We start from the raw sequence: 26,136 nt of genomic DNA on the forward strand, positions 1-26,136 counted from the left end.
GAAGGGTTTTGTTATAGCTTTTTTATTTAGCCTGCTCAAGAGCAAGGGTTACTGTTGTGATGTCACATACCTCAGCCGGTCCGTAGTACTGGATAGCACCAGGATATTTGAAGCAGGTATTTTCAGACCACTCTTCACGGTGAGCTTCGAAGTACTTGAAAGGTGCACCGTCAAGCTCAACAAGAGCCTTCTTGATAACGGGCTTGTCTTCGCCATGTCTTCTTTCGATGTTCATCATCTTGGTGATCGGCATACCACCTGCAACCCACTCACTTGCGGGAGCAGAAAGGTTGGAAACCTTGGATAAGTAGCCATTGTAACCATACTGGATGAGCATGAATGCATTGTATCCTAAGGAGTAGCAGTAGTCGGAGTCAAAGTTTGAAGGGAAAGCACATCTTCCTTCATAACCTAAGAAGTGATGAAGGGGACTGAACTTACCATTGTAGGTTCCGGCTGCTTTTCTTGCTGCTAATTTATCTTTTACAAGAGCGGAGAATAACTTCTCGGACTCGATCAGGGAAACCTGAACGTTTCCGTGAGGATCTCTCTCAAGGAATAACTGCTGCTGGATAGCCTGAGGAAGGATAGCGAATACTTCCATGGATTCCTTGGTTAAACCTTTCTCGATGAAAGCATATTTCTCTTCCCATGTAGGAAGTGCATTGAAGGCATCAGCCTTGCTTCCTGCAAGAAGCTCGTTGATCTCCTGGATCAGTACGGAGAATTCAGGTACGAATTCAACAACACCCTCAGGGATGATAGCAACACCGAAGTTCATGCCCTTTGCAGCTCTTGCAGCTACGGAATCAGCAATATAATCAGCAATTGCGGAAAGGGACATCTTCTTCTCTGCAACCTCTTCAGAGATCAGACAGATGTTGGGCTGTGTCTCAAGTGCGCATTCAAGAGCAACGTGGGAAGCACTACGCCCCATAACCTTAACAAAATGCCAGTACTTCTTAGCGGAGTTTGCATCTCTTTCGATGTTACCGATGATCTCACTGTAAGTCTTGGTTGCAGTATCGAAACCGAAGGAGCATTCGATATCTTCATTCTTTAAGTCACCGTCGATGGTCTTCGGGCAACCGATCACCTGAACACCGGTGTTGTGTGCTGCAAAGTACTCTGCAAGAACAGCAGCGTTGGTATTAGAATCATCACCACCGATGATAACGATAGCAGTGATGCCGTGCTTCTTACATACATCAGCAGCGATAGCAAACTGCTCATTGGTCTCAAGCTTGGTTCTGCCGGATCCGATGATATCGAAGCCGCCGGTATTTCTGAACTGGTTGATATATTCGTCAGTCATAACGATATAATCATCCTCGATCAGTCCGCTCGGACCACCCTTGAAGCCATAAAGTTCGTTCTCCTTGTTGGTTGCCTTTAAAGCATCATATAAACCGCATACAACGTTATGTCCGCCAGGAGCCTGTCCGCCGGAAAGGATAACGCCAACGATCTGCTTCTTCATTTCGGAAGTATTCTGACCCTTTTCAAAGGTGATTTCCTTCTTGCCGTAAGTGTTGGGGAACAGTGCCTTGATCTTCTCCTGATCAGCAACACTCTGTGTTTCTTCGCCTTCCTTTACGCAGATATCTGCAATGCCGTGTCTGAGCATGCCCGGAAGCTTGGGAGCATACTCATATCTGGCTTTCTGTAATGGTGAAATGCTCATGTTATGTCTCTCCTTTATTTTTGATAAAACTTCTTGATTACATACGACATAATTCTAATATATTTTGAAAATAAAGTAAACTGTTGTGTTGAAATTATTGAAGGAATCTCACTCATAATTCTTTCAAAATTAACCAGGAGAGGACGGCAAGGGTGGCATGGCAGCCCTGAAGGTTATCTATAAGACAAAGATCCTACAGCAGCTCTCTGTCCTTTGCCATATAAAACAGGGCGATGGTATCCGGACCTACATGACTTCCGGTACAGTAGTCATAGGAGGTATTGATGAATTCCCTTACCTGGATCCGTTTCTGGATCTCTTCCATGACGTAAAGGGAATCCTCATAGGAATCAGCATGGGCGATACCGATGATCTGCTCTTCTGGATCAATAATGGTTTCGCAGACAAGGGAAACCAGTGTATTTAAAGCGGCCTTTCTGCCACGGCATTTCTTATACTGGACAATGTAGCCGTCTTTATTGCCACGGAGAATCGGCTTGATGCTGAGGATGTTGCCGATCAGGGCAGTAGAGCCGCTGAGCCGGCCTGTTTTTGCGAGATACTTCAGATCACCTACGGTAAAGACACCGTTCATTCTGGCAGGATAAGCTTCAAGCGTATCGGCGATAGTGTCAAAATCCATTCCCTGTCTTCTCATCTCACTGGCATAGATAGCAAGGATACCCTGTGCAAGGGAAGCATTTAAGGAATCGATCATACGGATCCTGCGCCCCATGGGAGGATTCTCCATCAGCTCCTTTGCTGCAAGCCTTGCAGAGTTATAAGTACCACTGATATTTTTGCTGAGAGAAAAATAAAGGACATCCTCATTATTTTCCATAATGCTGCGGAAGCATTCCTCGAAATTACCGCTGCTGATCAGGCCGGTCTTGATCTCGGCACCGGCACGGAGAGCATCATAATACTCTTTTCCTTTGACACGTTCCTGCTCCATGGTGAGGTCAGGATCAAAGCAGGTCAGAGGCTGACCATTTACATAGTTGACAAAGGAGATGACTCTGATATCATATTTTTTTACAAGCTCCGCAGGAATATTGGCGGCAGAATCAACTACAATCTGAAACATAGGATTATCCTTCACTTTCTATATAATGCTGATGAGTACAGAGATAAATATCGGTATCTGTAACATGTTACAAACATTATATGTAGTTATCAATACTATGTCAATGGATTTTGAAAAACAGTTATTGATAAAAACACCTTAAATTTGTCCCTGTTTCCATTTACCTGACAGATGTGTTATACTTAAATCTGACATCATAAATTCAGAAGAGTATTTTAACGGGTTTTAGTTAAAGAGATATAGCGGGTATTATTTATGGAAAAGAAAAAATCTCATCCACTGATTGCTTTTTTTCTGTGGATCCTTTTTCTGTCAGGGGTTTTTGGGGTTGCTTATCTATCTGTGCAGGACGGAGAGGAGACCAAATTAATAGGAAAGAAACTGATCCAGTATCTGGCGGTTCAGAAATATGGGGAAGCGGTGACAGAAATGCAGATTCTGGCGATGACCTATCAGTTCAGACAGACGGGAAGGATCGTGGCCTTCTTTGTGATCGGCATTCTGGGGACGCTGACGATCCATGTGACCTTTTATAGGTGGTACTGGGTCATCAGGACATTTTTGTCAGCGGGGATTCTGTGTGCGATCGCCTGTGTGACAGAGAAGTGCAAGAATTATATACCGAGCAGGCATTACAGCCATGAGGAAATGATGCTCTCCGTAACGGCAGTGATCCTTGGATTTTCGCTGGTTTCGGTTATTATGGTGTTGTTTCATGTTTTGAAGGAAGTTTTTGATGTGATCGCAAGAGCGGTAGTAAAGCATCAGTAAGGGAAGCTTATTATGAAAGATCTGACAAAAGGGAAACCGATCCGGTTGATCCTGCTTTTTGCTGTGCCTCTTTTTGTGGGACAGCTTTTTCAGCTATTCTACAGTCTGGCAGATACAAGGATAGTGGGACAGACACTGGGGGATGAAGCGCTGGCTGCGGTTGGTGCCACAACAACACTCAGCGATATGCTGCTGTCTTTTCTGAATGGACTGACCAACGGGTTTGCCATTGTGATCGCCACCTGCTTTGGTGCAAAGGACGAAAGGCAGATGAAGAAGGCTATGGGGGGAACGATCCTGCTTGGCTCCTGCTGTGCAGTTGTTTTAAGCGGACTGTGTCTCCTGAATATGAGTGGACTGTTAAAGCTCCTGAATATTTCACCGGAGCTTTTTGCAGCAGCAAGGGGATATATCGGGATCGTCATAGCAGGGCTTCTTGCAGCAACTCTTTATAACATCTGCGCAGCCATGCTCCGTGCGATCGGGGATTCCTTTACACCGCTTTTGTTCCTGATCCTCGCAGCGTTCCTGAACATTGCCATGGATTATGGATTTATCCTGTGCCTCCATACCGGTGTGGAAGGGGCGGCCTATGCAACTGTGATCGCACAGGCGGTTTCAGCGTTTCTGTGTTTTCTCTACATGAGAAGAAAGTATCCGCAGCTTACGCTTAAGAAGGAAGATTTTAAACCTGATATGATATTATATAAGAAGCTTTTCGGAGCGGGACTTTCCATGGGATTTATGACGTCACTGGTAGGTATCGGTACAATGGCACTGCAGACAAGTATCAATACCTTTGGTACAGATATCATTGTTGCCCATACGGCGGCAAGAAAAATCTCTTCTATATATATGCTGCCGTTTTCGGTAATGGGTACGACACTGGCAACCTATTGCGGACAGAACCTTGGAGCTGGAAAATACTCCAGGATCAGGCAGGGGATTAGAGATACGGTTCTTGTTACATTTGTCTGGTGCACCGGGGTGATCATCAGTGCCTATACAGTGGCACCATGGCTGATCCGTACGGTCACGGCTACACAGAAGAAGGATATTATTGATACAGCGTCGCTGTATCTCCGTGTGAATACCCCATTTTATTATGTACCGACTGTGATATGTCTGTTCAGGAACAGCATGCAGGGCTTTGGAGATAACAGGACACCGGTGATCTCCAGCTCCCTTGAAATGATTGGCAAAGTGCTGATCGCATTGCTTCTGGCACCAGCGATCGGATATTATGGCATCATTGTGGCTGAGCCCATTGTATGGTTTATCATGGTGATCCCTTTAGTGGTCAATATGGTACGGAGTCCTGTTTTAAAAATGAAGGACAGGGAAGGTACATCAGCTTAGCATGCCACCCAGCATGCCACTGCCGCAGCAGAGCAGGAGAACAGTAAAGAAATGCCCGGAAAAGCCCTGCAGCGAGTGATTGACAATCAGGGAGATCAGAAGCAGGATGAAAAAATAAAGACCGCCGAGAAGAAGACCAAAAAGAAACTTCCGGCAGCCTTCTTTTTTACCCGCGAGGAATCCGGCAAGAAATGTAACAAGGATATAGATGCCGGTGATGCACAGGGTGACTGTCTTTTCGCTGAGAGAAAAGCGGTAGAGCAGCAGGGAAAGCAAAAGGAGAAGGAGCGCGGTCAGCAGATAGGAAAGAAGCAGATCCTTTAGGATAAAGGTAAGGCGGCTGCCAGGATTTTTCGTAGGGAACATAAGAGCCTCCTGTTTCAGAAATTACATAATCTTTATACTTAAATGATATGAGTGAACTTGACAGGTAATACCTCTGTATTGTATATTTTATTCATTATATTAAAAACAAGGAGTGATTTAAATTTTGGATACCGATGGTGTCATACAACTGATTATTATTTTAATTCTTATCATGCTTTCTGCATTCTTTTCTTCTGCAGAGACAGCACTGACTACGGTGAACAGGGTGCGTCTTAAGGCAATGGCAGAGGAAGGCAACAAACGTGCGAAAACAGCCCTTTCTGTTCTGGAACAGTATGGAAAGATGCTGAGCGCCATTCTGATCGGTAATAATATCGTGAATCTGACAGCTTCATCACTGGCTACTACCCTTGCAATCAAAATTAATCTGACGGTAGGAATCGCAACAGGAATCCTGACGGTTTTTATCCTGTTCCTAGGTGAAATCATGCCTAAAAATGCAGCTGCGGCTTATTCAGAGAGCCTGACTCTTTTTTATGCACCGGTCATATCGGGACTGATGAAGGTAATGACACCGGTGATCTTCGTGGTGGATGCCATTACAGAGGGAATGAAAAAGCTGTTCCATATGGATAAGGATCTACATACCGCTATGACGGAGAAGGAACTGCGTACCTATGTGGAAGTCAGTCATGAGGACGGTGTGATCGAATCAGAGGAAAGAGAGCTGATCTATAATGTATTTGATTTTTCAGATACGGTAGCCAAGGATATCATGATCCCAAGGATCGATATGGCAAGCATCAGCGAGGACGCAGGCTATGAAGAGGTGATGGCACTGTTCCGGGAATGTATGTATACGAGAATTCCCGTTTTCAGTGGGGATAAGGACAATATCATTGGTCTGATCAATATCAAGGACTTTATCCTGGTGGAAGAGAGAAGCAATTTCCATATTAAAGATATCATCAGGGAAGCCTATTATACATATGAATTCAAAAAGACAGCTGATCTGATGCTGGAAATGCGGGAAAAGCGGATCAATGTGGCTTTTGTGCTGGATGAGTACGGTGCAACTGTCGGCATGATCACTCTGGAGGATCTTTTGGAAGAGATCGTCGGGGAGATCCGGGATGAATATGATGAGGATGAAGAAGAGCAGATCCAGAAAAAGGGAGAAAGAACCTATTTGGTAGAAGGCAGCATGAAGCTGGATGATATCAATGATGAGCTTGGTACAGAGCTGCATTCAGAGGACTATGATTCCATTGGTGGCCTGCTGATCGAGAGTCTTGACAGATTGCCTGAGATCGGGGAGACGATCACACTGCCGGACGGGATCATCCTGAAGACAGGAGATATCAGGCAGAACAGGATCGTCAATGTGCTGATGACACTGCCAGATCAGAAAAAGGAAAAGGCAGAAGAGATTCCTCTTGTCAGCAAGGAATGACCTATGCTATAATATCAAATAATGTCGGTATATTGATACCGGTTTGGAAAGAGAAATTTGCTTTTAAGGAGATAAGATTATGAAGCGTATTAAGACATTAACAACGAGAGACTTAAAGGAATCTATGAAGAAGGGCGGCTGCGGCGAGTGCCAGACATCCTGCCAGTCAGCTTGCAAAACAAGCTGTACTGTGGGAAACCAGAGCTGTGAGCATGCAAAATAATCTCTGAAAAGCGGAGTGAAGGTGCGGTATTTATCAACAAGTAGATAAGGTATGTAAGCAGCGGTGGATCATCGCTGCTTATTCTACGTTTTCAAGTTTACACAATATCGCACAGGAAAGGAAACAGAAACGTGATACATCAATACAAAAACAATGGCTACAACATCGTACTGGATGTGAACAGCGGATCTGTCCACGTGGTAGATGACGTAGTCTATGATGTGATCCCGGCTGTAGAAGAGGCTCTTTGTACGTCCAGAGAGGGAGAAGAACTGGAGGATACAGTCCTTTCTGCCCTGAAGGATCAATATGAAGAGGCTGATATCAGGGAAGCTCTTTTAGAGGTTCTTGAACTGAAGGATGCGGGATTACTTTATACAGAGGATATTTACGAGAAGTATATTACTGACTTTAAGGGCAGACAGACTGTTGTAAAGGCACTCTGTCTCCATATTGCCCATGACTGTAACCTTGCCTGCAGATATTGCTTTGCAGAGGAAGGGGAGTATCATGGAAGAAGAGCATTGATGAGCTATGAGGTCGGTAAGAAGGCACTGGATTTTCTGGTGGCAAATTCTGGAAACCGTGTCAACCTGGAGGTAGACTTCTTTGGCGGGGAGCCACTGATGAACTGGCAGGTCGTGAAGGATCTGGTAGCTTATGGCAGGAGCCTTGAGAAACCGAATAACAAGAAGTTCCGCTTTACCCTGACGACCAACGGTATCCTGTTAAATGATGAGATCATGGATTTCCTGAATCAGGAGATGTCCAATGTGGTACTCAGTATCGACGGACGTAAGGAGATCAATGATCTGATGCGTCCTCACAGAGGCGGACAGGGAAGCTATGATACTATTGTTCCCAAGTTTAAGAAGCTGGCAGAGAGCAGAAACCAGATGAACTATTATGTCAGAGGAACCTTTACCCATAATAATCTGGATTTTGCAGAGGATGTGAAGCATCTGGCAGATCTTGGCTTTGAACAGATCTCCGTGGAGCCTGTTGTGGCAGCACCGGAGGAAAGCTATGCCATTACGGAAGAGGATATTCCGGCTATTCTCGAAGAGTACGATGAACTGGCCAGAGAACTTCTGAAGAGAAAGAAGGAAGGAAGAGGTGTGAATTTCTTCCATTTCATGATAGATCTGAAGGGTGGTCCCTGCGTGGCCAAGAGGCTGTCAGGCTGTGGGTCAGGCACCGAGTATCTGGCTGTGACACCCTGGGGTGATTTTTATCCCTGTCATCAGTTTGTGGGTCATGAGGAGTTTCTAATGGGAAATGTGGATGAGGGTATTACAAGAACCGACATCCGTGACGAGTTTAAGACATGCAATGTTTATGCGAAGGACAAATGTAGGAAATGCTTTGCCAAGTTCTACTGCAGCGGCGGCTGTGCCGCAAACTCCTACAATTTCCATGGAAGCATCAACGATGCCTATGATATCGGATGTGAATTGCAGAGAAAGCGCATAGAGTGTGCGATCATGATAAAAGCGGCGCTGGCCGAAGAAGAAGGAGAATAAAAATGAAAAAGAGTAGAGCAATCATTGTGCTGATCGTTCTGGTGCTGCTTCTTGGCGGTCTCGGATACACAGCAACAGAAGGGATCGGAACAGACAGATCCGGTTCTGCATCAGACATTAAGCTTGGTCTTGATCTGGCAGGCGGTGTGAGCATCACCTATCAGGCAGTAGGCGAAGAAAAGCCGAGCAGCGAGGATATGGCAGATACGATCTACAAGCTGCAGAAGCGTGTAGAGAATTACAGTACAGAAGCTGTTGTGTATCAGGAGGGGGATGACAGGATCAATATCGAGATCCCCGGTGTAACAGATGCCAATGCCATTCTGGCAGAGCTTGGCAAACCCGGTTCCCTGTATTTCATCTACGAAACAGATGAGGATGGCAATGCCAACTATCAGGCAACCATGGATGCAAGCGGCAATGTGGTTTATATGCTGACCAAGGATATTGATACGATCGTGGCAGAGGGCAGTGCACCTCTTTCCGGTACGGATGTCAAGGATGCCCAGGCAGCGACTGCTACAGACAATATGAACAATTCTGAGGTTGTTGTTGATCTTACCATGACAACGGAGGGAACCAAAAAGTTTGCAGATGCAACTACAAGAGCATACAAGAAGGGCGAAACGCTTGGTATCTATTATGATGGACAGATCATCAGTGCTCCAAGGGTACAGGCAGCCCTGACAGATGGTAAGGCGCAGATCAGTGGTAACTTTGATTATGAAAGCGCAGAGCAGCTTGCGTCCACTATCCGTATCGGTGGTCTGAAGGTTGAGCTGGAGGAGCTTCATTCCAAGGTGGTAGGTGCACAGCTTGGTGGAGAAGCAATCGCTACCAGCATCAAGGCAGGTCTGATCGGTTTTGCTATCATTGTTGTATTCATGATCGCGATTTATTACATTTCCGGTGTGGCAGCCAGTCTTGCACTGACGCTTTATGTAGAGCTGATCATCATTCTTCTGAATGGTTTTGATATTACATTAACCCTGCCCGGTATCGCAGGTATTATTCTTTCAGTAGGTATGGCAGTAGATGCCAACGTTATTATCTTTGCCAGAATCCGCGAGGAGTTGGCAGAGGGCAGAACGGTAAAGACAGCGATCGATATTGGCTTCAAGAAAGCTCAGTCTGCTATCATCGATGGAAATATCACCACCCTGATCGCTGCAGCAGTGCTGGCAGTGATGGGTTCCGGTACTGTTAAGGGATTCGCCTATACACTGGCACTTGGTATTGTATTATCCATGTTTACAGCCATGGTAGTGACTAAGCTGATCATGAAAGCATTCTTTGCCCTTGGGCTTACAAATCCGAAGCTGTATGGCGTAGCAAGAGAGAGAAAGGCAGTTCAGTTCACAAAGAAGAAGGCAGTTTTCTTTACCGCTTCCCTTGCCGTGATCATTGCAGGCTTCGTCTTTATGGGCGTGAATAAGGCACAGACAGGAAACCCTCTGAATTACAGCCTTGAGTTCGTTGGCGGTACTTCTACAAGTGTCACCTTCAATGAGGATATGAGCCTTGCAGATATTGATTCCAGGGTAGTTCCGCTGATCGAGGATATTACCGGTGACGGTAATGTACAGACACAGAAAATCGACGGAACCAATGAGGTTATTTTCAAAACAAGATCCCTGACACAGGAAGAGCGTGAGTCCTTTAAGGATGCCATGACAGATAATTTTGAGGTTGACGGAGAGAAGATCACAGCGGAAACCATCAGCTCCACCATCAGTAATGAAATGAAGCAGGAATCCATCGTAGCTGTGCTGGTAGCAGCAGTATTTATGCTGATCTATGTATGGCTTCGTTTCAAGGATGTACGTTTTGGTGCAAGCTCCGTACTCTGTCTGCTCCATGATGTGCTGGTTGTGCTGACCTTCTATGCGGTAGCAAAGGTATCTGTAGGTACTACATTTATTGCCTGCATGCTGACCATCGTAGGTTATTCCATCAATGCGACCATCGTTATCTTCGACCGTGTCCGTGAGAATATGAGAAGCATGAGCCAGAAGGATGGTCTTGAGCCTATTGTAGATACCAGTATCACACAGACTCTGTCAAGAAGTATCTTTACTTCCCTGACCACCTTTATCATGGTTGCCATGCTCTATATCTTTGGCGTGACAAGCGTGAAGGAATTTGCATTGCCGCTGATGGTAGGTATCCTCTGTGGTGCTTATTCTTCTGTATGCATCGCAGGTTCCCTGTGGTTAGTGCTGAGAAAGTGTTTCGCTAAAAAGAATAAATAAAAGAATCTGAAATAGATCTGAAAAGGCAAGGATATTCTGAATGGAAGAATGTCCCTGCCTTTTCCTTTCTGAGGAGTAAGGAGAAGACGTGGAAAAATGGATGGTGGCAGCCAAAAAGGCTGATTTTAACGCGATTGCACAGAAATATGGGATTACACCGGTGCTTGCCAGGATCATGAGAAACCGGGATCTGACAGAAGATGAGGAGATCCGTCTGTTCCTGAAGGGGACTCTGGCTGACAGACCCTCACCTTTTGCCTTGTATGGAATGGAGAAAGCGGCAGAATTGCTGCTTTTAAAGATCCGGGAGGGAAAAAAGATCCGTGTGATCGGAGATTATGATGTAGACGGGATCTGCAGTACCTATATTCTATGCCGTGGGATCCAGGCACTTTCCGGAAAGGCGGATCGTGTGATTCCACACCGGATCCGGGATGGCTACGGGCTAAACATCAGCCTGATCGAAAATGCCAGAGAGGATGAGGTGGACACGATCCTCACCTGTGACAATGGCATCGCGGCTTTTGAAGAGATCAGTCTTGCCAGAGATTATGGAATGACCGTGATTGTGACAGATCACCATGAGGTGCCCTATACAGAAGAAAACGGGAATAAGGAATATCATCTGCCACCGGCAGATGTGGTGGTGGATCCCAAGCAGAGTGCGGATACCAGCCATTTTAAGGGAATCTGCGGTGCCCTTATCGCCTATAAGCTGATAGAAGCCCTCTGTGAAAAGTCAGGAGAGGAAGAAAAGAAAAAGTCCCTGCAGAAAGAGCTCCTTCCTTTCGCAGCACTGGCTACGGTCTGTGATGTGATGGAGCTTCGTGACGAGAACCGTATCATTGTGAAGTATGGCATGCAGCAGATGAAGGAAACGGAGAATCCGGGGCTTCTGGCTCTTTTGCAGGTCAATGACCTGATGGATAAGGAGCTGTCTCCTTATCACGCAGGCTTTATCCTTGGACCCTGTCTGAATGCGACAGGAAGGCTGGACAGTGCTGACAGGGCACTCAGATTATTTGAGGAGACGGATTTCAAAAAAGCAGTAACAGAGGCCTATGACCTGAAAAGCCTGAATGACAGCCGTAAACAGATGACAGAGGATGGTGTCAGTGAAGCAGTCCGTATGCTGGAGGCGGAAGGCAGAGAGCAGGATCCGGTGCTTGTGGTATATCTGCCGGACTGTCATGAAAGCATTGCAGGGATCATAGCAGGAAGGCTGAAGGAAAAATATCATAAGCCTGTACTGGTTGCGACAAGGGCAGAGGAAGGGATCAAGGGAAGCGGACGATCCATCGAAGCTTATTCCATGTATGAGGAGCTGTCAAAGTGCCGGGAGCTGTTTACGAAATTTGGCGGCCATAAGATGGCAGCCGGATTTTCCCTGGCAGGTGAGGGAGATTTAAATGAGCTCAGGAAAAGGCTGAATGAAAATTCCACCCTGACAGAGGAGGATTTCAGAGAAGTTGTACATATAGATGTTCCGATGCCGTTATCCTATGCCGATAATCATTTTGTAAAGGAGCTGTCGCTTTTAGAACCTTTTGGAGCAGGAAATCCAAAACCCGTATTTGCGCAGAAAAATGTACGCCTGTTATCCGGGAAGATTCTGGGTAAGAACAGAAATGTTGGAAAATTCAGAATTGCAGATGAAAGCGGCAGTGGATATGATATGATCTATTTTGGAGATATGGAGAAGCTGGACAGGTTCCTTAGTGAAACGTACGGAGAGCATGAAAAGGAGGCGTTGTACAGTGGCAGCAGGAGCTTTGAAGGGCTTACGGTCAGTATGGTCTATTATCCGGAGATCAACCGGTATATGGGACGGGAAAGTATCCAGATCGTCATGCAGTATTACTGTTAGGGAGGGAAATGTATGATCACAACAATAACACTCAATCCGGCTTTAGATAAAACCTGCTTCGGGGAACGGATGTGCCCTGGACAGGTTAATCGTATGGACAGGGTCAGAAATCTTCCGGGAGGAAAGGGAATTAATGTCACGAGGGTGCTGGCCGGTTATGGATTTCCGGTGAGAGCCATGGGATTCCTTGGGGGACATACAGGTATTTTTATCGAAAACGGAGTCAGACAGTTTTCGGCAGAATGTGCCTTTACACAGATTTCCGAAAGCACCAGAACCAATACCAACCTGATCACCGGGGACGGTTATGTGACAGAAATCCTGGAGCCTGGTCCGGTGGTCACAGAAACGGAGCTTTCTAGATTCCGGGAAGATTATGAGAAGGCACTTGCAGATACGGAGCTAGTGGTAATGAGCGGCAGTGTGCCTCCTGGCATCAGCCCGGATATATACAGGGAGCTGATCGAAAAGGCTTCCTCCTTTGGAAAAAAGGTGATCCTTGATACCAGTAAGGAAAGCCTCCGGGAAGGAATCAAAGGAAAACCCTTCCTGATCAAGCCAAACACAAAGGAACTGGAATATCTTACAGGAAGAAGCTTAAGGAACAGGGAAGAGATCACGGAGGCTGCACTTATGCTTTGCCGGGAAGGTGTCCACAGCGTAGTCGTTTCCATGGGAGAAAAAGGACTTCTTTATATATCAGAAACAGAAAGGATCGCGGCAAGACCGCCGAAGATCAAGGCAGTCAATACGGTTGGCTGCGGTGATACCGCAGTGGCATCCCTTGCCATGTCTGTGCTTGCAGGAGAAGATGCAAAGACGGCACTTGTGAAGGCGGCAGCGATTTCGGCAGCGAATGCAACAACAGCAGAGAACGGCGTGTTTTCCAAAGAATTTGCGGAAGAACTGATGCAGAAGGTGACAGTGGAGAACCTATTTATTTTTTCTTAATTTTGATTTTATACTTTTATTAGGAAGTAGTCACAATTTGTACACATTTACTGGGTATTATAATAACCAAGATAGTTGAACAACTCACTATCTCCCCCCTCATAAGAAAAGCAAACCCCCGGTATCCCCCGGGGGTTTTGCTTTGTCTGTAATGGATAAGTCTGCAGTGCGTCAGAAAACAACCCCACAGTTGAAAAAACATGGCAGTCATGCTATTTTATTATAAGGATAGCTGGCAAAAAAGGAGAATGAAAATGACGGAAAAAGAGTATTGCTGCAGAGACCTGCTGGCAGGACTGTCTTATGAGTGTGTCAGGGGCAATGTGGACAAATGTGTAAATGAGGTTGTATACGACTCCAGAAAGATAAAAGAAGGATGTCTGTTCATCTGTATCTGCGGATACAATACAGACGGACACAGCTATATACCAGAGGCTCTTGAGAAAGGCGTTTCTGTACTGGTCGTGCAGAAGGACGCAGAGATACCAAAGGACAGTGATGTAACCGTGATCAGGGTGGAGGATACCAGATATGCCATGGCATTTATCGCTGCAGCATATTTCGGGCACCCTGCAGACCAGCTGAAGGTCATCGGCATCACGGGAACCAAGGGTAAGACGACGAGTACTTATCTGATCAAATCTATTCTGGAGAGTGCAGGATATAAAGTGGGACTGATCGGAACGATCGAAACGATCATAGGGGATACCCATATTCCGTCCAAAAACACCACGCCGGAATCCTTCGTTCTGCAGGAAACCTTCCGGAGGATGGTGGATGCAGGCATAGAGATTGTAGTCATGGAAGTGGCATCCCAGGGACTCAAGCTCCACAGAACCCAGGGCTTTGTTTTTGAAGTAGGTATTTTTACCAATCTTGAGCCTGATCATATCGGACCGAACGAGCATGCGAGCTTTGAAGAATACCAGGCATGCAAGGGACTTTTGTTCAAACAGTGCCGTCATGGGATCGTCAATAAGGATGACGAACACATGGAGGCAGTACTTAAGGGGCATACCTGTGATCTGGAAACCTATGGCTTTGACAAGACAGCAGATCTTTATGCGGAGGATCTGAAGCTGATTGACAAGCCGGGAGAGCTTGGGGTTGATTTCCATGTAAAAGGAAAGATGGACTTCGAGGTGGAGGTACCGACACCAGGCAGATTCAGTGTGTATAATGCACTGACAGCGATCGCTGTCTGCAGACATTTCAGGGTAGAGATCCCGAAGATCAAAGAGGCACTTCTGAAGGCTCATGTAAAGGGCAGGATCGAGATGGTGCCGGTTTCTGACAAATTTACCCTGCTCATTGATTATGCGCACAATGCCATGAGTCTGAACAGTCTTCTTTCCACCCTGAAGGAATATCATCCAGCAAGACTTGTCTGTGTATTTGGCTGTGGCGGTAACCGCTCCAGACTCCGCCGGTATGAGATGGGAGAGGTCAGCGGAAGGCTGGCTGATTTAACGATCATTACTTCGGATAATCCAAGATTTGAAGAACCGCTTGCAATCATGGCTGATATTAAGACAGGGATTGATAAAACAGATGGAAAATATATTGAAATCTGCGACCGGAAGGAGGCGATCGCTTATGCGATCGATCATGGACAGCCGGGAGATATTATCGTTCTTGCTGGAAAGGGACATGAGGATTATCAGGAGATCAAAGGGGTCAAGTATCCTATGGATGAAAGAGTCCTGATTGCAGAGATCCTGCAGGAGAGGGCAGACAGGAGCTGACCCTTCCGGGAGAATGGCATGAAGGAAAAGAAATATGCGGATGTCATTATTGACATTTCCCATGAAAAGGTAGATCGGACCTTTCAATATAAAATACCGGAGGCCTTAAGAGAGACGGTGCTTGTGGGAACCAGTGTGATGGTGCCCTTTGGAAGGGGAAACCGTCTTTCGGCCGGTTATGTGGTGGAGATCACAGATCAGGCAGAGTTTGACGAAGAAAAAATGAAAGAGATCTACAGCCTGTCAAAGCAGAAGGTTTCTCCGTCAGAGGATGCGCTGAAGCTGGCAGTCTTTCTGAAAGAAACCTATGGCTCCACTATGATCGCTGCCCTGAAGACAGTGCTTCCTGTGAAGAGGGAAGTAAAGGCGAAGGAAAAGAAAACGATCGTACGGCAGATGACCGGGGAAGAGATCCGTTCACTTCTTGCAGAGAGCATAAGGAAGCATCAGACGGGAAAGACAAGGTTTTTGGCAGCGCTGACAGAAGAAAAAAAGCTTCCTTATGAACTGGTGACAGGAAAACTCCATATAGCACCATCGACTATAAAAAGCCTGATCTCACAGCAGGTGATTACAGTAGAGACAGAGAGCTATTATCGTAATCCGGTACGACTGGAAGCCGGCAGGAGGGAAGAAAAAAAACTCAGCAACGAGCAGCAGGCGATCGTAGATACAGTGATCGCTGACAGGGATGCGGGGATCTGTAAAACCTACCTGATCCATGGTATTACCGGAAGCGGCAAAACAGAGGTATATCTTTCCCTCATAGAGGAAACGGTAAAAAGAGGAAGACAGTGTATCATGCTGATCCCTGAAATTGCCCTGACCTATCAGACCCTGCTTCGTTTCTACAAACGTTTTGGAGACCGGGTATCGGTCTTAAACTCCAGCCTTTCCGAGGGGGAGAGGTACGACCAGTGTGAGCGGGCAAGAAAAGGTGAGATTGATGTGATCATAGGGCCAAGATCAGCTCTGTTTGTACCTTTTGAAAAGCTTGGCATGATCGTGATCGATGAGGAACACGAGCCGAGCTATAAAAGTGAGACCATGCCAAGATATCATGCAAGGGAAACCGCAGAGTACCTTGCTTCTCTTAAAGGAGCCAGTCTTGTGCTTGGCTCTGCCACACCTTCCCTGGAGGCTTACAGCAGGGCAAAAAAGGGCGAATATGAGCTCTTTACCCTGACAAGGAGACTGACAGGCGGCAGGCTGGCAGATGTTTCAGTCGTGGATCTCAGAAAAGAGCTGAAGGAGGGCAACCGCTCTATTTTCAGCAGAAAGCTGCAGGAGCTGATAGAGGACAGACTATCCAGAAAGGAACAGATCATGCTGTTCCTGAACCGGAGAGGCTATGCAGGCTTTGTGTCCTGCAGATCCTGCGGACTCGTGATGAAGTGTCCCCACTGTGATGTATCTCTTTCACAGCACAGAGGTGGAAAATTAGTATGTCATTACTGCGGATATGAAATGCAGGAGCCAAAGAAGTGCCCGTCCTGTGGATCGCCCTATATCCTGGGCTTTAAGGCGGGAACCCAGCAGATCGAGGATCAGATCAGGAAGAGATTTCCGGGGGCAGGAGTGCTCCGTATGGATGCAGATACGACCCGGAGAAAAGGAAGCTATGAGGAGATTCTTTCTTCCTTTGCCGGGGAGGAAGCAGATATTCTCCTTGGAACCCAGATGATCGTAAAGGGACATGATTTCCCAAAGGTGACGCTGATGGGCGTGCTGGCAGCGGATCTTTCCTTAAATGACAGTGATTATCACTGCGGGGAGAGAACCTTTCAGCTTCTGACCCAGGCGGCAGGCAGAGCCGGGAGAGGGGTAAGGAAGGGAGAGGTAGTGATACAGACCTATCAGCCGGATCATTACAGCATTACCCTTGCTGCAAACCAGGACTACGAGGCTTTTTATGAAGAGGAAATGGGATATCGTGAGCTTATGGGATATCCCCCGGCAGAGCATCTGCTGGCGATCCTGTTTACTTCAAAGGAGGAAGGGCAGGCTCTCGCGGCAGCAGAAGAAACAGGCAGGATCCTCAGAAACTATCAGGAAGAAAGTGGCAGATCAGATGGTTCTGTTATCGGACCGTCGAAAGCTGCAGTCTCCAAAATAAATGATATATATCGTTTTGTGATATACTGTAAGGAAAAGGATTATCAGAAACTGCTGATCTATAAGGAGCTGACAGAAAACTACAGAAAAAATCTGCCGGGAAACAGCGCATTTGTACAGTTTGATTTTGACCCGGTAAACACATATTGACGACAGAAGGGATGGAGAGGAATGGCAATCAGAAATATCAGGGAAATGGGTGATCCGGTTTTAAACAAGACCTGTAAGCCGGTCACAGAGGTAACGGAAAGAATCGCGGAGCTGATCGAAGACATGTTTGAGACCATGTATGATGCAGACGGAGTCGGACTGGCAGCGCCTCAGGTGGGAATCCTGAAGCGGATCGTAGTCATTGACGTAACAGGAGAGGATCCGATCCTGCTGATCAATCCGGTTATTATCGAGACAAGCGGAGAACAGACCGGCAATGAAGGCTGCCTTTCCCTGCCAGGCAAGACCGGCGTGGTAACAAGACCGAATTATGTAAAGGTCAGAGCTTATGATGAAGAGATGAAGCCCTTTGAAATTGAAGGAACAGAGCTGCTGGCAAGAGCTTTCTGCCATGAGATCGATCATCTGGACGGTCACCTTTATGTGGAAAAGGTAGAGGGCGAACTGATGAGCACAGAAAGCCCGGAGCAGTAATGTAAGGAGAGGTTCGGATGAAGATTATTTATATGGGAACACCGGATTTTGCGGTAGCGCCGCTTGAGGCGATCCTGAAAGCCGGACACGAAGTGACGGCAGTAGTGACACAGCCTGACAGACAGAAAGGAAGAGGCCGGGAGGTGCAGTATTCACCGGTGAAGGAATGCGCCCTGTCCTATGGTATTCCGGTGCTGCAGCCTTTGAAAATCAAAGAAAAGGATGCCGTAGAGGAACTTAGGAAGTATCCGGCAGATATCTTCGTAGTGGCAGCTTTCGGACAGCTGTTATCAGAAGAAATTTTAAATATGCCAAGGCTTGGCTGTATCAATATCCATGCCTCCCTCCTTCCGGCTTACCGGGGAGCAGCGCCGATCCAGTGGTGTGTGATCAACGGGGAAGAGAAGACCGGAGTGACCATCATGCAGATGGCAAAGGGAATGGATACCGGAGATATTCTTCTGCAGAAGGAAGTTGTCCTTGATGAAAAGGAAACCGGCGGCAGCCTGTTTGACAGATTGATGGAAACTGGGGCAGAGCTGATCGTGGAAGTTCTGCCAAAGATCGAGGCTGGAGAGCTTACTCCTGTGGTACAGAAGGAAGAACTGGCAACCTATGCAGGAAAGATCACAAAGGATATGGGAAACATCGATTTTGCGAAGTCTGCCGTGACCATTGAAAGACTGATCCGGGGCTTGAATCCCTGGCCCAGTGCTTTTACCCATTATAAAGGAAAGATACTGAAAATCTGGGAAGCTGATGTGGTGTCAGAATGTGCAAATGCAGAAAATCCGGTTCCCGGCACAGTGATCGCCATGGATAAGGAATCCTTTACGCTGGCAACAGGAGAGGGTGCCCTGAGGATCAGATCCCTGCAGCCTGAGGGAAAGAAACGGATGAGCTGTGCGGAGTTTATGAGGGGCTATGAGGTAAAAGTGGGAGAAGCATTACACTGATCAGAAAAAGGAGAGATGAAATATGGGCTATTATTATGGTTTTGACCCAACTTATATTCTGGTAATCATTGGTGCTGTTATTTGTATGCTGGCAAGCAGCAACGTCAATAATACCTACAGAAAGTATGCGAAGATCAGAAGCAGAAGCGGAATGACCGGTGCAGAGGCAGCGGCGAGGATCCTTGCCATGTCGGGGATCCATGACGTATCGATCCAGCATATCAGCGGAGATCTGACAGATCATTATGATCCGTCAAAAAAGGTTCTGCGGCTTTCCGATGCGGTATATGATTCCCATTCGGTAGCGGCGATCGGTGTGGCAGCCCATGAATGCGGTCATGCTGTGCAGCATCAAAAGGGATATCTGCCGCTGAAGCTGAGATCCCTTCTGGTACCGGCGGCAAATCTTGGTTCAAAGCTTGGTCTTCCTATCGTTATCCTTGGACTGATCCTTGGAATCGGCTTCCGGCTTCCAAATGGCGATTATTTTTCATTAGCCATGCTCGGTGTATGGATCTTTTCCCTGGCGGTGCTGTTCCAGATCGTAACACTGCCGGTAGAGTTCAATGCGTCAAGAAGGGCGCTTTCCATGCTTCGTGATTATGGCATGCTGTCTTCGGATGAGATTGGGGACTGCAGAAATGTACTGACGGCAGCAGCACTCACCTATGTGGCTGCGGCAGCTTCTTCTGTTTTACAGCTGCTGCGACTGCTGATGCTGAGTAACCGCAGAAGGGACAGAGATTAGGAAGGCATACCGGATTGGAAAATATAAGAGAGCTGGCAGTGGATATGCTGTCAGAGATTATGGAAGAAGGAAGCTACTGTCATCTGGTGATCCGCAGTGTGCTTCAGAAATATAATTATAGAGACAGCCGGGATAAGGCGTTCTTAAAACGGCTGGTAGAGGGAACCGTGGAGAGATGTATCCAGATCGATTATGTGCTGGATCAGTTCTCCAAAGTGCCCACAGTCAAAATGAAACCATTTATACGAAATCTGCTGCGCAGCAGTGTATATCAGCTTCTGTTCATGGACAGTGTACCGGACCGGGCTGTGTGCAATGAAGCGGTAAAGCTTGCAGGAAAAAGAGGCTTCCGCCAGCTTTCCGGCTTTGTTAATGGGGTACTGCGTAATATTGCCAGAAATAAAGAACAGATCTATTTCCCGGAGGAAGAGAAGGATCTGGTAAAGGCACTTTCCGTGAAGTTTTCCATGCCTGCATGGCTTGTTGAAAAGCTTCTGAAAGAGCAGGGAGAAGAGAAGACACGAAGGATGCTGGAAGCATTTCTGCAGACAAAGCCTGTGACGATCAGACTGAAAGAGGATCTTTCTGCATCTGAAAAGGAAAGGCTGATCTCAGCCATTGAAAAGACCGGCTGTAAGATGTCGGCACATCCTTATTTACCTTATGCGTACTGTATCGAAGGAGCAGAAGGGCTTTTGGCACTCCCTGGCTTTGAGGAAGGCTTGTTCCAGGTGCAGGATGTGAGCAGTATGCTGGTTTGTGAATGTGCCGGGATCCGGGAGGGTGACAGGATCCTTGATCTCTGCGCAGCACCGGGAGGTAAGAGCATCCATGCAGCACAGAAGCTGAAAGGGACAGGACTGGTGGTCTCCAGGGATATCAGTGAGGAGAAGACAGCACTGATCCGTGAAAACCAGCAGAGAATGAAAATACAGAATATGGAAGTCTCAGAAGGAGACGCCAGGATCTTCTGCGAGGAAGATAAAGAAGTCTATGACGTGGTACTGGCAGACCTTCCCTGCTCCGGACTTGGTATTATGGGAAAGAAGCCGGATATCCGCTATCATGCGAAAAAAGAGGGACTTGAGAGCCTTAAGGCGCTGCAGCGTGAGATCCTCAAAAACGCCGTTTCCTATGTAAAGCCCGGCGGCATACTTCTTTACAGTACCTGTACCATCAACCAGGGAGAAAATGAAGAAAATGCAGTGTGGCTTACCAGGCAGTTCCCTTTCGGGCTGGAATCCCTTTCCCCGTATCTGCCAGAGGTACTGAAGGAAGAGGGAAAAGATGGCATGTTACAGCTTATTCCCGGAGTACATGAGACGGACGGTTTTTTTATTGCCAGACTGAAAAAACAGGAGAATAAACAGACATGATGGAACAGTCAGGTCTTTTAACGGAGAAAAAAACAGATATCAAGTCACTTACACTTCCGGAACTGACGGCTGAGATGGAAGCCATGGGAGAAAAGAAATTCAGGGCAGGACAGCTATATCAGTGGATGCACCAGAAGCTGGCAGAGGATTATGAGGAAATGACCAATATCCCGGCAGCACTGAAGGAAAAATGCCGGGAGAGATTTACCTATACTTCCCTGATCTGCGTCAGGGAACAGATCTCAAAGATTGATGGAACAAGGAAATATCTGTTCGGACTGCCTGACGGCAATGTAGTAGAGAGCGTTTTCATGCGTTATAAGCATGGAAACAGCGTCTGCATTTCTTCACAGGTGGGGTGCCGGATGGGATGCCGGTTCTGTGCTTCCACCCTGGATGGCCTCGAGCGGAATCTCCTGCCCTCTGAGATGCTGGATCAGATCTATGCCATTACGAGAATCACAGGTGAGAGGGTTTCCAATGTAGTTGTGATGGGAACAGGGGAACCTCTTGATAATTATAACAATCTGCTCCGGTTCCTGCAGCTTCTGACAGCAGAAGAGGGACTGAACATCAGTCAGAGAAATGTGACTGTGTCCACCTGTGGCATTGTAGAAAAGATCAGGGAGCTTGCAGATGAAAAGCTGCAGATCACACTGGCACTTTCCCTGCATGCGACGACAGATGAGAAGAGAAGAAAGCTTATGCCCATTGCTAATAAATACTCCATAAAGGAGCTGATGGAGGCCTGTGCCTATTACTTTAAACAGACAGGAAGACGGATTACCTTTGAATACAGTCTGGTAGGCGGGGTGAATGATACCCCGGAGGATGCCAGAGAACTGATCGCCCTGATCAGTCCCTTAAACTGCCATGTGAATCTGATCCCGGTGAACCCGATCAAGGAAAGAAACTATGTACAGTCAGAGGAGAAGGCCGTTCTGCGGTTTAAAAAGACGCTTGAACTCTCCGGAAATAATGCTACAATTAGGAGAGAACTGGGCAGAGATATTGATGGTGCCTGCGGACAGCTGCGGCGCAGACATATAGAAGAGACACCACAGGAGGTAGGAAAGTGATCAAGTCCTTTTCTGTAACGGATATCGGCAGAAAAAGAAAATTGAATCAGGATTTTGTATATTCATCAGATGAAGCTGTAGGCAACCTGAAGAACGTTTATATCGTTGCAGATGGTATGGGAGGTCATCAGGCGGGTGATTATGCTTCCAAGTGTACAGTGGAAACCATGGTACGGGAGATCAAAGGCTGCTTTGAACAGAGCCCCATCCGTATTTTAAGCAGGGCAATCCGGATCGCCAATGATCAGGTGAGACGAAAAGCACGTGAAGATGAAAGCCTGTATGGTATGGGAACTACAGTAGTAGCAGCGACCGTTCTTGGTAAATATCTGCAGGTAGCAAATGTAGGTGACAGCAGACTTTATATCATTAATGAGGAAGTAAGACAGATTACAAGGGATCATTCCCTGGTGGAGGAAATGGTCAGGATGGGAGGCCTTGACAGAGAGGCAGCAAGAAACCATCCGGATAAGAATATTATTACCAGAGCAATTGGTGCAAGAGATACCATAGAGATTGACTTCTTTCATGAAGAACTGAAGAGTGGAGATCTGATACTTATGTGCTCTGACGGACTGACCAATATGTTAGAGGATGAAGAGATCGGCAGGATACTGAAGACTCCGGGTACGATTGAGGAAAGAGCAGAGAGACTGATCGATGCGGCCAACCAGAACGGCGGCAGAGATAACATAGCGGTAATTCTGATTGATGCGTTCGCCAGAGAGAACGAAGATTAAAGACCCACGAAGCATGGAGAGGTAAACATGATTAAGATAGGAATGATGATAGGAGACAGATACGAAATACTGGAAAAGATCGGTACAGGTGGTATGTCCGATGTCTACAAGGCAAAGGATCATAAGCTGAACCGGTTTATTGCAGTGAAGGTATTAAAGCAGGAATTCAGTGAGAATGCCAATTTCGTATCCAAATTCAGAATAGAAGCACAGGCAGCAGCAGGCCTGATGCATCCCAATATCGTGAATGTATATGATGTCGGTGAAGAGGACGGTATTTATTATATTGTCATGGAGCTTGTAGAGGGGATCACCCTCAAAAAGTATATCGAGAAAAAGGCCAGACTGTCGGTGAAGGAGGCAGTCAGTATTGCCATCCAGGTGAGCATGGGTATCGAAGCTGCCCATAACAATCATATCATCCACAGGGATATCAAACCCCAGAATATTATGATCTCCAAGGAAGGCAAGGTAAAGGTAACAGATTTTGGTATTGCCAAGGCAGCAACCAGTAATACTATTACCTCCAATGTGATGGGATCGGTACATTATACCTCACCGGAGCAGGCAAGAGGTGGATATTCAGATGAACGGAGTGATATCTATTCCCTTGGAATCACGATTTTTGAAATGCTGACGGGCAGAGTGCCCTTTAACGGGGAAACTACAGTGGCGATCGCCATTAAACATATTCAGGAGGATCTGCCTTCTCCAAGAGATTTCGTACCAGAGATCCCTGTCAGTGTAGAGCAGATCGTATTCAAATGCTGTCAGAAAAGTCCGGACAGACGTTACCAGTCCATGGGTGAGCTGATCACGGATCTGAAGCGTTCCCTGATGACTCCTGATGAAAATTTTGTCAAGCAGGTCAATGCAGATGAGGAAGCATCCACAAGAATGATCTCAGATAAGGATTATTCACAGATCAAGAAGCAGTCCGGCGCTTCCATTGAGGAAGCCATGCATCTTCGTAAGGAAGAGGAGGTGCGCAGAAATGTGCAGAAAAAACAGCAGCCCTCCGGACAGAAGAAAAAACAGCAGCCTTCCGGCAAGAAGCAGGTAAAGCGTAAGCCAAAGCCACAGCCCCAGCCGCCAAAGAAGGAGCGGGAGGACGTTTATCACAGCAGGAGAAAGTATGAACCTGATGAGGACTATGAAATTGATGAAGAGCTGGAAGAGGATGATGAGGAAGAAGAAACCACTTCTGGTATGGAAAGACTGACTACGATCCTTGCGATCGTGGCAGCCGTTATCATCGGCTGTATCATACTCTTTCTGGCAGGACGGGCGATCGGTCTGTTCCATACAGGAGGCCAGGACAGTGAAGAAGAGGTGACAGAGGAAAAGAAGCAGGTAGAAATGATCGATGTCGTTGGAAAGAACATTGATGATGTAAAGGTTGCCCTGCTCAATATAAACCTCACACCTGAGATCCAGTATGAAGAAAATACCCAGTATGCGCAGGGCATTGTCATCAAGGCCAGTGCGAATGCAGGGGAAATGGTAGATGAAGGAACCAACATCGTACTGACAGTCAGTGCAGGATCAGAAGGGATCGAGGTTCCAAAGGTAGTCGGACTTTCAGAGGCGGAGGCAGTTTCCAATCTGGAGCAGAAGGGCTTCCAGGTATCGAAGACATCTGCAGCTGACCAGTATATCCAGAAGGGAAATGTCATCAGCCAGTCACCGGAAGGGGGAAGTAAAGCTTTTTCCGGGGCTACAGTTACGATCTGCATCAGTACAGGCATTGAAAATGCCAAGATTTCAGTACCGGATGTGATGGGAAAAAGTGAAGATGAGGCCATGAGTATTCTGGTGGAAGCCGGTCTCCAGCTTGGCAGTGTAACAGAGGTTACGAACAATAACACAGATTATCTTGGACTTGTATGCTATCAGAGCTATTCTGCAGGAACCTATGTAGATGCGGGTACCAGGGTAGATATTCATGTCAGTGCAGGCCCTGCGCAGGCAACCTACCGTTTTACAGACAGTATTACACCGCCAACCAGTGCGGAGGATCCTAATTACAAATCGGGAACAACGGTGACAGTGACACTGATGGCAGATGACGGGACACAGCTGATGAGTACGCAGACATCTTCATTCCCTATTGCACAGCAGAATATTACCGGGATCAAGACCAGTACCGGTTATATTCTTTTCCAGTATCAGAACACGATAGAAGGTTCCACGATCACAAATGAGGACGGCAGTGTCACAACCACGGAAGGATCGACAGAGAATAAAGAGATCCGCCGTGCAGTAAACTTTGTACAGGAGTAGGGCATGCAGGGAAAGATCGTCAAAGGAATTGCAGGCTTCTATTATGTTTATACAGCATTAGGATTGTTTGAATGCAAGGCCAAGGGAATATTCCGGAAGGAGCAGAAAAAGCCGCTTGTAGGAGATCTGGTAGAGATGGTGCCGGTGGACGTGGAAAAAATGATCGGTAATATCACAGAGATCCTGCCAAGGAAAAACACACTGATCCGTCCGGCATCCGCCAATGTGGATCAGGCACTTGTGATCTTTGCTATCGTGAAGCCGGATCCCAATTATAATCTTCTGGATCGTTTTCTGATCACCATGGAGGAGCAGTCCCTTCCCTGTCTGATCTGCTTTAACAAGCAGGATATTGCCACTGAAGAGGAAAAGCAGGAACTGATCGAGGCTTATGGAAAAAGCGGTTATGAAGTGCTTTTTGTCAGCGGAAAGCTGCAGGAAGGCATAGATACGATCAGAGAGAGGCTGCAGGGCAAAACCACAGTGGTGGCAGGGCCAAGTGGCGTTGGCAAGTCCACGATCATTAATGCTCTTTATCCGCAGGCAAATATGGAAACCGGCGAGATCAGCAGAAAGATTGAAAGAGGAAAGCATACAACGAGACATGCAGAGCTCTTCGCACTTTCCGAGGATACCTTTATTTTTGATACACCGGGATTTACATCCCTTAATCTTGGAGAGATGGAAAAGGAAGATCTACAGGGGTTTTATCCGGAATTTACACCTTATGAGAAATACTGTAAATTTACAGGCTGTTCCCATATCAGCGAGCCGGTCTGCGGGGTAAAGGATGCCCTTGAAAGAGGCGATATCAGCCGGGTCAGATATGAGAATTACAAGGTGCTTTATGAAGAAATCAAAAACAGAAGAAAATATTAGTTGACAAAAGGATGTCTTGCAGATAGAATAGTTAGTGGTAACTAACCAAACCATTAATGCCCGACATACTTTT

General features: G+C 46.8%; 21 protein-coding genes. 18 read left to right on the forward strand and 3 right to left on the reverse strand.

All coding sequences use genetic code 11. The annotated features are described in order from the left end of the window. Positions 1-22 precede the first annotated feature (22 nt). Together WJQ40_RS09460 and WJQ40_RS09465 are read right to left on the reverse strand one after the other, a co-directional pair. Positions 23-1,684: a diphosphate--fructose-6-phosphate 1-phosphotransferase gene (locus WJQ40_RS09460; protein WP_337539617.1), complete on the reverse strand. Its 1,662-nt coding sequence runs from the start codon at positions 1,682-1,684 to the stop codon at positions 23-25. Between the two features lie 193 nt (positions 1,685-1,877). Further along, positions 1,878-2,771, reverse strand: coding sequence for a DegV family protein (locus tag WJQ40_RS09465; RefSeq protein ID WP_337539618.1), 894 nt, complete (start codon positions 2,769-2,771; stop codon positions 1,878-1,880). Positions 2,772-3,026: 255 nt separating this feature from the next. Between WJQ40_RS09465 and WJQ40_RS09470 the strand changes: the two genes are divergently transcribed. Both WJQ40_RS09470 and WJQ40_RS09475 read left to right on the forward strand, forming a co-directional pair. Beyond that, positions 3,027-3,542, forward strand: a complete 516-nt coding sequence (locus WJQ40_RS09470; protein ID WP_337539619.1) for a hypothetical protein — start codon at positions 3,027-3,029, stop codon at positions 3,540-3,542. 12 nt (positions 3,543-3,554) lie between these two features. Beyond that, on the forward strand, positions 3,555-4,901 hold the full coding sequence (locus WJQ40_RS09475) for an MATE family efflux transporter (RefSeq protein ID WP_337539621.1): 1,347 nt from the start codon (positions 3,555-3,557) through the stop codon (positions 4,899-4,901). On the opposite strand, the gene WJQ40_RS09480 is transcribed toward WJQ40_RS09475, so the two are convergent. Next, positions 4,893-5,267: a TIGR04086 family membrane protein gene (locus tag WJQ40_RS09480; protein ID WP_337539623.1), complete on the reverse strand. Its 375-nt coding sequence runs from the start codon at positions 5,265-5,267 to the stop codon at positions 4,893-4,895. The two genes, WJQ40_RS09475 and WJQ40_RS09480, sit on opposite strands and share 9 nt — an antisense overlap. 124 nt (positions 5,268-5,391) lie before the next feature. Here WJQ40_RS09480 and WJQ40_RS09485 point away from each other — a divergent pair, with 124 nt between their 5' ends. The 16 genes from WJQ40_RS09485 to rsgA all read left to right on the forward strand — a co-directional run bounded on the left by WJQ40_RS09485 (position 5,392) and on the right by rsgA (position 26,063). Continuing rightward, positions 5,392-6,681: a hemolysin family protein gene (locus WJQ40_RS09485; RefSeq protein ID WP_337539625.1), complete on the forward strand. Its 1,290-nt coding sequence runs from the start codon at positions 5,392-5,394 to the stop codon at positions 6,679-6,681. A 79-nt stretch (positions 6,682-6,760) separates the two neighbouring features. Continuing rightward, complete coding sequence (gene scfA / locus WJQ40_RS09490) at positions 6,761-6,904, forward strand: six-cysteine ranthipeptide SCIFF (RefSeq protein ID WP_118797717.1); 144 nt, start codon at positions 6,761-6,763, stop codon at positions 6,902-6,904. A 131-nt stretch (positions 6,905-7,035) separates the two neighbouring features. Next, on the forward strand, positions 7,036-8,427 hold the full coding sequence (gene scfB, locus WJQ40_RS09495; RefSeq protein ID WP_337539629.1) for a thioether cross-link-forming SCIFF peptide maturase: 1,392 nt from the start codon (positions 7,036-7,038) through the stop codon (positions 8,425-8,427). Between the two features lie 2 nt (positions 8,428-8,429). Continuing rightward, positions 8,430-10,679 carry a protein translocase subunit SecD gene (gene secD / locus WJQ40_RS09500; protein WP_337404922.1) on the forward strand — a complete coding sequence of 750 codons (2,250 nt, stop codon included), beginning with the start codon at positions 8,430-8,432 and terminating at the stop codon, positions 10,677-10,679. An 88-nt stretch (positions 10,680-10,767) separates the two neighbouring features. Further along, on the forward strand, positions 10,768-12,546 hold the full coding sequence (gene recJ / locus WJQ40_RS09505; RefSeq protein WP_337539632.1) for a single-stranded-DNA-specific exonuclease RecJ: 1,779 nt from the start codon (positions 10,768-10,770) through the stop codon (positions 12,544-12,546). A gap of 12 nt (positions 12,547-12,558) precedes the next feature. Beyond that, the gene (pfkB, locus tag WJQ40_RS09510) at positions 12,559-13,497 is read left to right on the forward strand and encodes a 1-phosphofructokinase (RefSeq protein WP_337539635.1); all 939 of its coding nucleotides are present in this window, start codon (positions 12,559-12,561) and stop codon (positions 13,495-13,497) included. Between the two features lie 254 nt (positions 13,498-13,751). Continuing rightward, complete coding sequence (locus WJQ40_RS09515; protein WP_337539638.1) at positions 13,752-15,242, forward strand: UDP-N-acetylmuramoyl-L-alanyl-D-glutamate--2,6-diaminopimelate ligase; 1,491 nt, start codon at positions 13,752-13,754, stop codon at positions 15,240-15,242. 18 nt (positions 15,243-15,260) lie between these two features. After that, on the forward strand, positions 15,261-17,507 hold the full coding sequence (gene priA / locus WJQ40_RS09520; protein ID WP_337539641.1) for a primosomal protein N': 2,247 nt from the start codon (positions 15,261-15,263) through the stop codon (positions 17,505-17,507). A 21-nt stretch (positions 17,508-17,528) separates the two neighbouring features. After that, positions 17,529-18,002, forward strand: coding sequence for a peptide deformylase (gene def, locus WJQ40_RS09525; RefSeq protein WP_118797724.1), 474 nt, complete (start codon positions 17,529-17,531; stop codon positions 18,000-18,002). Positions 18,003-18,019: 17 nt separating this feature from the next. After that, complete coding sequence (fmt, locus tag WJQ40_RS09530) at positions 18,020-18,958, forward strand: methionyl-tRNA formyltransferase (protein WP_262574096.1); 939 nt, start codon at positions 18,020-18,022, stop codon at positions 18,956-18,958. Positions 18,959-18,980: 22 nt separating this feature from the next. Beyond that, entirely contained in the window at positions 18,981-19,706 is a 726-nt protein-coding gene (locus WJQ40_RS09535; RefSeq protein WP_118797726.1) for a zinc metallopeptidase, read from the forward strand. Between the two features lie 14 nt (positions 19,707-19,720). Further along, positions 19,721-21,082 (forward strand): 16S rRNA (cytosine(967)-C(5))-methyltransferase RsmB, encoded by a 1,362-nt coding sequence (gene rsmB / locus WJQ40_RS09540; RefSeq protein ID WP_337539645.1) that lies wholly within the window; start codon positions 19,721-19,723, stop codon positions 21,080-21,082. Continuing rightward, the gene (gene rlmN / locus WJQ40_RS09545) at positions 21,079-22,161 is read left to right on the forward strand and encodes a 23S rRNA (adenine(2503)-C(2))-methyltransferase RlmN (protein WP_337539647.1); all 1,083 of its coding nucleotides are present in this window, start codon (positions 21,079-21,081) and stop codon (positions 22,159-22,161) included. The genes rsmB and rlmN overlap by 4 nt, the downstream gene beginning before the upstream one ends. Then, positions 22,158-22,901 carry a Stp1/IreP family PP2C-type Ser/Thr phosphatase gene (locus tag WJQ40_RS09550; RefSeq protein ID WP_317246625.1) on the forward strand — a complete coding sequence of 248 codons (744 nt, stop codon included), beginning with the start codon at positions 22,158-22,160 and terminating at the stop codon, positions 22,899-22,901. The genes rlmN and WJQ40_RS09550 overlap by 4 nt, the downstream gene beginning before the upstream one ends. Positions 22,902-22,928: 27 nt before the next feature. Next, entirely contained in the window at positions 22,929-25,184 is a 2,256-nt protein-coding gene (gene pknB, locus WJQ40_RS09555; RefSeq protein ID WP_337539652.1) for a Stk1 family PASTA domain-containing Ser/Thr kinase, read from the forward strand. A gap of 3 nt (positions 25,185-25,187) precedes the next feature. Further along, entirely contained in the window at positions 25,188-26,063 is an 876-nt protein-coding gene (rsgA, locus tag WJQ40_RS09560) for a ribosome small subunit-dependent GTPase A (RefSeq protein WP_337539654.1), read from the forward strand. Positions 26,064-26,136 lie beyond the last annotated feature (73 nt).

The sequence above is a fragment of the Suilimivivens sp. genome, assembly GCF_037359455.1.
GTDB classification, from domain to species: Bacteria; Bacillota; Clostridia; order Lachnospirales; family Lachnospiraceae; genus Suilimivivens; species Suilimivivens aceti.

Coding starts and splice junctions, on each gene's coding strand:
- WJQ40_RS09460 (WP_337539617.1), bottom strand. CDS start 1,684: ATGAGCATTTCACCATTACAGAAAGCCAGATATGAGTATGCTCCCAAG.
- WJQ40_RS09465 (WP_337539618.1), bottom strand. CDS start 2,771: ATGTTTCAGATTGTAGTTGATTCTGCCGCCAATATTCCTGCGGAGCTT.
- WJQ40_RS09470 (WP_337539619.1), top strand. CDS start 3,027: ATGGAAAAGAAAAAATCTCATCCACTGATTGCTTTTTTTCTGTGGATC.
- WJQ40_RS09475 (WP_337539621.1), top strand. CDS start 3,555: ATGAAAGATCTGACAAAAGGGAAACCGATCCGGTTGATCCTGCTTTTT.
- WJQ40_RS09480 (WP_337539623.1), bottom strand. CDS start 5,267: ATGTTCCCTACGAAAAATCCTGGCAGCCGCCTTACCTTTATCCTAAAG.
- scfA (WP_118797717.1), top strand. CDS start 6,761: ATGAAGCGTATTAAGACATTAACAACGAGAGACTTAAAGGAATCTATG.
- secD (WP_337404922.1), top strand. CDS start 8,430: ATGAAAAAGAGTAGAGCAATCATTGTGCTGATCGTTCTGGTGCTGCTT.
- pfkB (WP_337539635.1), top strand. CDS start 12,559: ATGATCACAACAATAACACTCAATCCGGCTTTAGATAAAACCTGCTTC.
- WJQ40_RS09515 (WP_337539638.1), top strand. CDS start 13,752: ATGACGGAAAAAGAGTATTGCTGCAGAGACCTGCTGGCAGGACTGTCT.
- priA (WP_337539641.1), top strand. CDS start 15,261: ATGAAGGAAAAGAAATATGCGGATGTCATTATTGACATTTCCCATGAA.
- def (WP_118797724.1), top strand. CDS start 17,529: ATGGCAATCAGAAATATCAGGGAAATGGGTGATCCGGTTTTAAACAAG.
- fmt (WP_262574096.1), top strand. CDS start 18,020: ATGAAGATTATTTATATGGGAACACCGGATTTTGCGGTAGCGCCGCTT.
- WJQ40_RS09535 (WP_118797726.1), top strand. CDS start 18,981: ATGGGCTATTATTATGGTTTTGACCCAACTTATATTCTGGTAATCATT.
- rlmN (WP_337539647.1), top strand. CDS start 21,079: ATGATGGAACAGTCAGGTCTTTTAACGGAGAAAAAAACAGATATCAAG.
- pknB (WP_337539652.1), top strand. CDS start 22,929: ATGATTAAGATAGGAATGATGATAGGAGACAGATACGAAATACTGGAA.
- rsgA (WP_337539654.1), top strand. CDS start 25,188: ATGCAGGGAAAGATCGTCAAAGGAATTGCAGGCTTCTATTATGTTTAT.